Source organism: Pedobacter sp. ASV12, from assembly GCF_016429155.1.
Lineage (GTDB): Bacteria > Bacteroidota > Bacteroidia > Sphingobacteriales > Sphingobacteriaceae > Pedobacter.
Genome location: NZ_JAELUC010000111.1, coordinates 1 through 9,610 on the forward strand (window position 1 = coordinate 1; position 9,610 = coordinate 9,610).

At 43.4% G+C, this 9,610-nt stretch carries 10 protein-coding genes and 5 tRNA genes; 13 read left to right on the forward strand and 2 right to left on the reverse strand.

The features are described from left to right. A partial coding sequence (locus JHD69_RS17815; protein ID WP_233166024.1) for a lysophospholipid acyltransferase family protein occupies positions 1–1,551 on the reverse strand: 1,551 nt, incomplete at its 3' end. 70 nt (positions 1,552–1,621) lie between these two features. On the opposite strand from JHD69_RS17815, the gene JHD69_RS17820 reads away from it, so the two are divergent. The 3 genes from JHD69_RS17820 to JHD69_RS17830 all read left to right on the forward strand — a co-directional run bounded on the left by JHD69_RS17820 (position 1,622) and on the right by JHD69_RS17830 (position 4,527). After that, positions 1,622–2,536 (forward strand): ComEA family DNA-binding protein, encoded by a 915-nt coding sequence (locus tag JHD69_RS17820; protein ID WP_199141702.1) that lies wholly within the window; start codon positions 1,622–1,624, stop codon positions 2,534–2,536. Between the two features lies 1 nt (position 2,537). Continuing rightward, positions 2,538–3,065: an adenine phosphoribosyltransferase gene (locus JHD69_RS17825; protein WP_199141703.1), complete on the forward strand. Its 528-nt coding sequence runs from the start codon at positions 2,538–2,540 to the stop codon at positions 3,063–3,065. Between the two features lie 310 nt (positions 3,066–3,375). Then, complete coding sequence (locus JHD69_RS17830) at positions 3,376–4,527, forward strand: acyl-CoA dehydrogenase family protein (RefSeq protein ID WP_199141704.1); 1,152 nt, start codon at positions 3,376–3,378, stop codon at positions 4,525–4,527. A gap of 369 nt (positions 4,528–4,896) precedes the next feature. Here the strand turns inward: JHD69_RS17830 and JHD69_RS17835 are convergent, their stop codons facing one another. Beyond that, on the reverse strand, positions 4,897–5,271 hold the full coding sequence (locus JHD69_RS17835; RefSeq protein ID WP_199141705.1) for a hypothetical protein: 375 nt from the start codon (positions 5,269–5,271) through the stop codon (positions 4,897–4,899). Positions 5,272–5,483: 212 nt separating this feature from the next. Between JHD69_RS17835 and rpsU the strand changes: the two genes are divergently transcribed. The 10 genes from rpsU (at position 5,484) to secE (ending at position 9,552) form a co-directional block, all read left to right on the forward strand. After that, positions 5,484–5,678, forward strand: coding sequence for a 30S ribosomal protein S21 (gene rpsU / locus JHD69_RS17840; protein WP_199141706.1), 195 nt, complete (start codon positions 5,484–5,486; stop codon positions 5,676–5,678). A gap of 115 nt (positions 5,679–5,793) precedes the next feature. Then, entirely contained in the window at positions 5,794–6,702 is a 909-nt protein-coding gene (locus JHD69_RS17845; RefSeq protein WP_199141707.1) for a tyrosine-type recombinase/integrase, read from the forward strand. 13 nt (positions 6,703–6,715) lie between these two features. Continuing rightward, positions 6,716–7,063 (forward strand): ribosome hibernation-promoting factor, HPF/YfiA family, encoded by a 348-nt coding sequence (gene hpf / locus JHD69_RS17850; RefSeq protein WP_199141708.1) that lies wholly within the window; start codon positions 6,716–6,718, stop codon positions 7,061–7,063. Between the two features lie 210 nt (positions 7,064–7,273). Then, positions 7,274–7,346 (forward strand) — tRNA-Thr (locus JHD69_RS17855). Between the two features lie 84 nt (positions 7,347–7,430). Continuing rightward, positions 7,431–7,516: transfer RNA gene (locus JHD69_RS17860), tRNA-Tyr, on the forward strand. Positions 7,517–7,597: 81 nt separating this feature from the next. After that, a tRNA-Gly gene (locus JHD69_RS17865) sits at positions 7,598–7,670 on the forward strand. An 83-nt stretch (positions 7,671–7,753) separates the two neighbouring features. Then, positions 7,754–7,825: transfer RNA gene (locus JHD69_RS17870), tRNA-Thr, on the forward strand. Between the two features lie 127 nt (positions 7,826–7,952). Next, entirely contained in the window at positions 7,953–9,140 is a 1,188-nt protein-coding gene (gene tuf / locus JHD69_RS17875) for an elongation factor Tu (protein ID WP_199141709.1), read from the forward strand. A gap of 63 nt (positions 9,141–9,203) precedes the next feature. Further along, positions 9,204–9,274 (forward strand) — tRNA-Trp (locus JHD69_RS17880). An 83-nt stretch (positions 9,275–9,357) separates the two neighbouring features. Then, the gene (gene secE / locus JHD69_RS17885) at positions 9,358–9,552 is read left to right on the forward strand and encodes a preprotein translocase subunit SecE (RefSeq protein WP_199141710.1); all 195 of its coding nucleotides are present in this window, start codon (positions 9,358–9,360) and stop codon (positions 9,550–9,552) included. Positions 9,553–9,610: the final 58 nt, after the last annotated feature.

Sequence of the window (9,610 nt, forward strand, 5' to 3'; positions counted from 1 at the left end):
CCCCCCCCCCCCCCCCCCCCCCCCCCCCCCCCCCCCCCCCCCCCCCCCCTTTTTAGATGTGTATAAGAGACAGGGTTTTACATAGTGCGCCAGTTCGTAGTTGAAATGGTTTTTGGTAATGTAATCTACGATCAGCGATTTGGAAAACTTCGAGAAATTGTTGCTGATGCTTACCGGTCCGAACATGTAACGGTATTTCGGATTTTCGATGAGGTATTTCAATATCCCTTTCCAAAGCAGGAACAAGGGCAAGGGTTTTTGTTGGTACTCTTTTCTGATCCACGAACGGCCCAGTTCAATGCCTTGTCGCAAAACCGGGTAAAAAGGCTCCTTGATCTTAAATAGCTCCGATAGGTAAAAGCCCCTACGGCCCATGGTGTTTAAAATCTCGTCGCCTTTGCCTATGCGGTAGGCGCCTACAATGGTCTGCGCATCCTTGTCCCAAATAAACAAGTGGTTATAGTAGATATCGTAATTGTCGAGGTCGATTTTCTTGTTCGTTCCTTCGCCAACCTCCCTGAAGGTGATCTCGCGCAAGCGGCCAATTTCTCTCAATATATTCGGAATGTTGGAGGTAGGCGTAATGTAAACCTCGTAGTTCTTTTCTTCCCAAACCCTAAAATCTTCCAGCTTGGCTACTTCGTTTACAATCAGGTTGCGGTCGGTTTCTTCTACAATCTGCGCCGGTTTTTTCTTCCGCTTGAACAGGTTGATCGGGTTGAACAACTTTTTCTCTTCTTCCAAGCTGGTACCTAAGGCATAGGTTCTCGCCCTCAAAAAGTCGAGCAGCTTGTTGGTGTTGTTTTTGTAGGAAATATCTTCGATCTTGATCGGCTTGCCAATACGCACCTTGATTTTTAGGCCCTGCTTGTTGAGGAACTCTGATGGCAGTTTGGCTGTTCTTAAAGTAGGATGTATAAAACTTAGGATATTGAACAGGATGCCGTTGTTGCCATGAAAATAGATAGGCACCACGGGCATTTTGGCCCTGGCAATAAGCTTGCCCACCACTGGATGCCATAGCCTATCGGTAATTTCCTGGGTTTCGAGGTTAAAGGTCGATACCTCGCCGGCAGGGAAGATGCCAATTGGCGTACCGCTCTGCAGCAGATCGAAAGTAGCTTTAAGGCCACTGATGCTCGAAGAATGCTGTACGTTTTCGAAAGGGTTAACGGCTACGAAAAACTCGCTGAGGTTAGGTATTTTCTTCAAGATAAAATTTACCATGACCTTGGCTTCGGGCCTTACGGTACACAATAATTTAACCAGGGCAAGGCCTTCTACGCCACCATAAGGGTGGTTGGCAATGGCAATAAAGCCACCCGTTTTGGGGATATTCTTCAAGTCGTCTTCGTCGAAATCTATCGAAACGCCAATGGTTTCCAAAATCTTATCAACAAACTCGAGGCCTTCAAAGTGTTCGTTCTTAGAGAAAACTTTATTGATGTCGTTGAGCTTCATTACTTCCATCAACAAAGCGGCCAGACCCGGTACTCCTAACTTATCTATCTTGGTTGCTTTTGCAAACTCTTTTGTGGTAATAATCTTCATCTGTAAGGAGGAATTAATTCATAAAGCAATTTCAAAAATAAGATTTATATTTATAGTACCTATCTTATCTATGAAAAATTGGTTAAATAAGTACTTTGGCTTTACAAAGCGCGAGTACAATGGCTTGCTGTTTCTAATGGCCGTTTTGCTGTTGCTAGCGGTATTTCCGTACGGGTATGATTTGTTGAAGCATGAACAGGAGCCGGCAACGGTTGCCGATGCTGTGGCCATTAAGCAGCTGGAGCTGGTCAACATGGAGCTTGGCCATCGTGATGGTGACGCATACCCCGGTCGTGCCGAGGCCACACGCAGCGCACCCGAATTGTTCCGTTTTGATCCCAATCAAATCGATGCCTCTCAATGGCGGCGTCTGGGGTTTTCGGCCAAGCAGGCCCAAGCCATTATCAATTACCGCAACAAGGGAGGCAAGTTCTACAAGGTGGCCGACTTGCAGAAAATGTATGTAATTTCGACCGAAACCTACGAGCGCCTCAAGCCTTATGTAGTTATTGATGGTGGCTTGAAGGGCAAATCGGATGATAAGCAGCCATTTAATAAAGACGCCAGCCTGAGGCCTAAAAAAGAGCTGGTAGTGATCGAAATCAATGGAGCCGATACTGTCCAGCTTCAGGAAATCAAGGGTATTGGTCCGGCATTTGCCCGGCGCATTGCCAGCTACAGGGAGAGACTGGGCGGTTTTTGCCGGAAAGAACAATTGTTGGAAGTTTTCGGATTAGACAGTGCAAAATTTGAAGGCATCAAAGACCAGGTGCGTGTTGACGCCGGCCAGCTCAAAAAAATCAATATTAACACCGCTGTTTTCGACGAGCTCAAAAACCATCCTTATCTGAAATACAAGCAAATCAATGCCATTATCCAGTATAGAAAACAGCATGGGCCTTATAAAGATGTAGAAGATTTGAGGAAAGTAGCTATCTTAACGCCTCAAAATATACAGAACTTAGCACCTTATCTTACATTTTAACATGCTTGAAGCCCAAATTAAACAAACCCTGCGCGATGTAACCGATTTTCCAAAGCCTGGAATAATTTTTAAAGACATTACACCCGTGTTGCAAAACCCGCAGTTGTGCACCGAAATTACCAAGGCATTGGCCGAGCAGGTCAAGGATTTGCACATCGATGCGGTTGCGGGCATCGAAAGCCGTGGTTTTTTGTTTGGCCTGGCTTTGGCGCAGGCCCTCCAGGTCCCCTTTGTGCCTATCCGCAAGGTTGGCAAGCTGCCTTATAAAACCGTTCAGCAGTCTTACGATCTGGAATATGGAAGCGCTACGCTCGAAGTGCACGAAGACGCTTTTAAGGCTGGCCAAAACGTACTTATCCACGACGATTTGCTAGCCACTGGTGGAACGGTGGTGGCCGCCTCTAAACTGGTAGAGTTGCTGGGCGCAAAAGTGGCAGGCTATTCCTTTCTCATCAGCCTCGATTTTTTGAACGGTCGAGAACGCTTGAAGGCCTTCTGCCCACAGGTGTTTTCTTTGGCCAGGTTTTAGGTATGGCCCCATTTCTTAAACCTAAATTGTAATCCTATTGTCTTATTCGGCCTTGACTGAAAATTTTTTTAAAAATTTTTTTAGGCAAACGTTTGCCCTTTTTTATAAACCTGTATCTAGCAGGTTAACTAATTGAACCAAATACTAAATCATTCTACCATTTTAGGGCTAAAAATCAAGTTGTGGCGTATGTTTTATTTGTTTAATATTGTCCTCAACCAAATATAAATCTTAAGAAACTGTTTAAATCAAAACGCCCATTTGCAGCGCAAAATTTAAGCAGTTTCTTTTTTTAATCGAACTTAAATATATGCATACTGGCTTTAGCTTTGAAATAGCAGAAAACCAAGATATGATCAGAAAAATGGTCAGCGATTTTGCCGAAAAGAACATTCGTCAAAATGTAATGGAATGGGATGAGGCACAACATTTTCCTGTAGAAATTTTTAAACAACTGGGCGAACTGGGCCTGATGGGCGTTTTGGTTCCTGAAGAATACGGAGGTTCGGGCTTTGGCTACCAAGAGTATGTAGATGTTATTGTTGAAGTGGCCAAGGTGTGCGGTTCGATAGGCTTATCGGTGGCCGCGCATAATTCTTTGTGTACAGGCCATATCCTGGCTTTTGCCAACGAGACCCAAAAACAGCAGTGGCTACCTAAACTGGCTTCAGCCGAGTGGATTGGTGCTTGGGGCCTAACCGAAGCCAATACCGGTTCTGATGCCTTGCGCATGCGTACCACAGCCGTGCTCGATGGCGACGAATACGTAATTAACGGAGCCAAAAACTGGATTACACATGGTAAGTCTGGCGATGTAGCCGTAGTGATGGTGCGTACCGGAGAAGCAGGAAGCGCTAAAGGCATTTCGGCCATTGTGGTAGAACGTGGCACACCGGGTTTTACCGCTGGCAAAAAGGAGAACAAATTGGGCATGCGCGCTTCAGAAACCACCGAAATGATTTTCGATAATTGTCGCGTACCTAAAGAAAACCTCTTGGGCAACGAAGGCGACGGTTTTAAACAAGCCATGAAAGTTTTGGATGGTGGCCGTATTTCTATTGCAGCGCTATCTTTAGGTATTGCAAAAGGAGCCTACCAGGCCGCCTTGGCCTATGCGCAAGAACGCCATCAGTTTGGTGTGCCTATCTCTAGTTTTCAAGGCATCAGCTTTAAGTTGGCCGATATGGCTACCGAAATCGAAGCAGCAGAATTGTTGATCCGTCAGGCAGCAGATCTGAAGAACCGTCACCAGCCCATGACCAAAGAATCGGCCATGGCCAAATACTATGCCTCTGAAGTGGCCGTAAGGTGCGCTACAGAAGCGGTGCAGATTTTTGGAGGCTACGGTTATACCAAAGATTTCCCGGTAGAGAAATATTACCGCGACAGTAAGCTGTGTACCATAGGCGAAGGAACTTCCGAAATACAGAAGATTGTTATCGCCCGCGAAATCATGAAATAGCAACTATTAACTAACCATAATTACTAACTGGGGGCCATCTGAAATTTCGGATGGCCTTTTTGTTTTTATGCATAGTCTGTAGCCCATAGACCATGGAAGTTTTGCTGGTAGGCCACAGGTTAACAGACTCTAGCCAATACCATTATAAATCTGTCAGTCCGGAGGCTTATCTAAGTGAAAATGCTTTCGCTTTCCACGGGCTGTGGCGCACAGACCATGGAAAGTTAACGGTTCGGCGAAGTTGGCCAAAGGTTGACGAATTTTTAACCCATACTATTTAGTCTGCTAATCCGTGGCTTTTTAACCAAATGGGCATGCCATCATCTCCAATCCAAGGAGCTGGAATAAATGGAGCTGGTAGCCATTCGTTTATTGCATATTTACAATGCTGTCTACTACATAAACACTAAAGCCACGCCAAGGCAAAGCACCCTTATACTCGCGGTAATGCACTTCGAAATTCTTGCCGCTGTTGGCCATCATCTTTTGGGCAACTTCTTCGTTGGCTACAGAAAACTCGAACTCGTTCGATTGTATGCTGCCCGCCTGTCTCGATTTAATGCCGCTTTGGATGATCTTGCCTTCGTAGGTCTTAAAAAGATAGCCTTTCTTCACTATATAGTTAAGGTCGCCTGATTTTACGCCTTCGCCAAAAACAAAGAAATAACGGTAGTAAACCATAATGGCCAGTACCAAAACCACAAGGCTTGCGGTAATGAGTATGAATTTTCTTTTGGTTGTCATGATTGGGGTTTGAGGTAAATTTAGCAATTGCCCTGCATAATTCGTACCAAATTGAGGCACAGGTTCTTTAATTATTGGGCCGATGGAGGAACTCGATGCTTCCGGCAGAAAAAATAAGGCAAAAACTTTCTCTTTTTCAATATTTTACTTACATTTGCATCCCCTACATAAACAGGGCATTAAAAATCGACTGAGAGGAGGTATTTCACGTTATGATCATTATCAATATTAAAGACGGCGAATCGTTAGACAAAGCGTTAAAACGTTTCAAGAAGAAGTTTGAAAAAACTGGTGTGTTAAGGGAATTGCGTAGCCGTCAGGCATACGAGAAAAAATCCGTAACCCGTCGTACTGAAATTAAACACGCTGTTTACATCCAAGGATTGAACCAAGAAGGTACGCTATAAGTCCTGTCTTGTTGAAGATAATAGACGCCCCCGAAATTCGGGGGCGTTTTTTTTTGGAAAAAAAATACTTGGAAAGCTATTTTTTGTATATTCACCAACAACGAACCCTAAGCCTATGCTGGTGAGCAATTTTCTGACCTATTTGCAGCACGAGAAGCGCTACTCTCCGCATACTGTACAAGCCTATCAAAAAGACCTGCTGCAGTTTGAGGCCTTTATGCAAAAAGAATTTGAGCTTAGCCTTGTTGCCGTACAGCCAACCCACGTCAGGAGTTTCATGGTCAATCTTTTAGACCATCAAATGGCCGAAAGCACCGTTAAGGCCAAACTGTCTACGCTAAGGAGTTTTTACAAGCACCTGCTCAGGGAAAAGGCCATCAAGACCAGCCCAATGACGCTGGTCAAATCGCCCAAGGTTCCCAAACGGCTACCGGTATTTATCGAAGAAAGCAAGATGGATAGGCTTTTGGACGGATACGAAACCGAAGACGGTAAAAAAAACGAGTTTTTTGACGATAGCTTTGGCAGCCAGCGCGACAAGCTGGTGGTAGAACTGCTTTTCGGGACCGGAATGCGTTTGGCCGAATTGCTGGCACTCAAAGAACGCGATGTCGATTTTTACGAAGGCACCATCAAAGTGTTGGGCAAGCGCAACAAGGAACGGATGATTCCTTTGCACAGTGCGTTGGCAAAGCAAGTCAAATTGTACATAGAGCTGAAATTATTACAGAATTTTGATAACAAAAGCGAGGCCTTAATCGTTACTGAATCAGGCGCAGGCGCCTACCCAAAATTGATCTACAGGATCGTTGCCCGTTATTTGACATACATATCAACGCAAGACAAGAAAAGCCCCCACGTGCTGCGGCATTCGTTTGCCAGCAGCCTGTTAAACAAGGGAGCCGATCTTAATGCAATAAAAGAACTGTTGGGGCATGCAAGCCTGGCCGCTACCCAGGTGTATACGCACAACTCAATAGAACGTTTAAAATCTATATATAAACAAGCCCATCCAAAGGCATAAAAAAGGAGGAAAAATGAAAATCAGAGTTCAGTCCATTCATTTCAATGCAGACAAAAAGTTATTAGACTTTATCCAAAAGAAAGTTGACAAGTTAGATCAGTTTTTTGATCAGATTATAGGTGGCGAAGTTTATTTGAAGCTAGAAAATGTTGAAGATGAGGAGAATAAGATTTCCGAAATTAAATTAATGGTTCCAGGAATGACGCTTTTTGCCAAAGAACAGTGCAAGTCTTTTGAAGAGGCTACCGATTTGGCAATCGAATCGCTGAAAAAACAAATTACTAAACATAAAGACAAAACCCGCGCAAAATTAAGCGAGCATAAGGCCTTGCTCAATGCAGATGAAGTATCTGATTACTAGGAGGATATTTCCATATCGAATTTCAAAAGGATTTGGCGGACGATGTTCCGCCAAATTTTTTTTTAAAATATATTTTTTTCGGAAATTAATTTTTGTAGATTTGCATTCCATTTCGGAAAGGGCATGAGAAAAAGCCGAGAGATGGAAGTTCTGTGAAAAATTAAAAAGATACAAAAACATCGATTTTTATTGAATTGATGTACCGTATAAGCCTCCTTAGCTCAGCTGGTAGAGCAACTGACTTGTAATCAGTAGGTCATTGGTTCGATTCCGATAGGAGGCTCTTTTTATTGTAGATGGACGATTTTAGATTTTAGATTGAGGCTTTCAATCGTAAATCGCAAATCATGAAGTCGTAAATAAAAAGGGGGAGATACCAGAGTGGCCAAATGGGACAGACTGTAACTCTGTTGTCGCAAGACTTCGAAGGTTCGAATCCTTCTCTCCCCACCAAATGGTTTTGGATTATAGAATGAGGATTTTAGATTGAGGCATTCAATCGTAATTCGTCAATCTAAAATCTTCAATCGAAAAGCGGAAGTAGCTCAGTTGGTAGAGCGATAGCCTTCCAAGCTATAGGTCGCGAGTTCGAACCTCGTCTTCCGCTCTTTAAGAAGAGTTGGGCAGTTGGCGGTTAGTGGTTGGCAGTTTAAGCTGTAAACTGAAGACTGGGAACTGAAAACTAAAAAAGCCGAAGTAGCTCAGCGGTAGAGCACTTCCTTGGTAAGGAAGAGGTCGTGGGTTCAAGTCCCATCTTTGGCTCAAAAGATATAAATGCTTTGTTAAAGCTGCTCAAAAGAGCAGTATTAAACAAGGTTTTTTGTGTTGAAAATTGTATCAAAGCAATAAATAAATAAAAAAAAGTTAACCTACTAATAAGTATAAAAAAATGGCAAAAGAAAAGTTTGACCGCAGTAAGCCGCACTTAAACATCGGTACTATCGGTCACGTTGACCACGGTAAAACAACCTTAACAGCAGCTATCACTAAAGTGCTATCTGATGCTGGTTTATCTGAGGCACGTTCATTTGATTCGATTGACTCTGCTCCAGAGGAAAAAGAAAGAGGTATCACTATCAACACTGCTCACGTTGAGTATTCAACAGCTAACCGTCACTATGCACACGTTGACTGTCCAGGTCACGCGGATTATGTGAAAAACATGGTTACTGGTGCTGCTCAGATGGACGGTGCGATTATCGTGGTTGCTGCTACAGATGGTCCGATGCCACAAACTCGCGAGCACATCCTATTGGCTCGTCAGGTAGGTGTACCTTCATTGGTAGTATTCATGAACAAAGTGGATATGGTTGACGATCCAGAATTGTTGGAGCTTGTTGAGATGGAAGTTCGTGAACTATTATCTTTCTATGAGTTCCCAGGTGATGACATTCCAGTTATCCAAGGTTCAGCACTAGGCGGTTTGAACGGCGATCCTAAATGGGTTGGCAAAATCATGGAATTAATGGCAGCTGTAGATAGCTACATTCCAATTCCTCCACGTTTGACAGACCTTCCATTCTTGATGCCAGTTGAGGACGTATTCTCAATCACTGGTCGTGGTACAGTAGCAACTGGCCGTATCGAGCGTGGTCAAATCAACTCTGGTGATCCAGTAGAGATTTTGGGTATGGGTGCTGAGAACTTGAAATCAACCGTAACAGGTGTGGAAATGTTCCGTAAGATCCTTGATTATGGTGAAGCAGGTGATAACGTAGGTCTATTGTTGCGTGGTATTGAGAAAACCGATATCCGTCGTGGTATGGTAATCTGCAAACCAGGTTCAGTAACTCCTCACACCGATTTCAAAGCTGAGATCTATGTATTGTCTAAAGCTGAAGGTGGTCGTCACACTCCATTCTTCAACAAATACCGTCCTCAGTTCTATTTCCGTACCACAGACGTAACTGGTGAGATTTCACTAGCTGAAGGTACTGAGATGGTAATGCCAGGTGATAACGTAACGATCACTGTAAAATTGATCAACGCTATCGCAATGGAAAAAGGTCTACGTTTCGCTATCCGTGAAGGTGGTAGAACAGTAGGTGCTGGTCAGGTAACCGAAATCCTTAAATAAGGATAAGCATAACAAAACAACAATTAGCTAGTTAGCAAATTCGCTGATTAGCTAATTGTGTCTACGGGAATAGTTCAATGGTAGAATAGAGGTCTCCAAAACCTTTGATCAGGGTTCGAATCCTTGTTCCCGTGCAAAATAATGATTGAATAAAGAATGGTAAAATGAATGTAATGCCATTCATCCTTCAAAATTCAGTCATCCAAAATGATATAATATGGCTGGTGTAGTTCAATTTATTAAAGAATCATACGAAGAAATGACCCAGAAGGTAACTTGGCCTACATGGGGAGAATTGCAAAATTCTGCAGTATTGGTTTTGGTAGCATCGCTTATTATTGCCGTGGTTATCTTCGGCATGGATAAAGGTGCCAACTATATATTAGAAACTTTTTATAATTCATTAAACTAAGAGGACACTAGATGAACGATCAGCTAAAGTAGTATCTGTCTCTTATACACATCTCCGA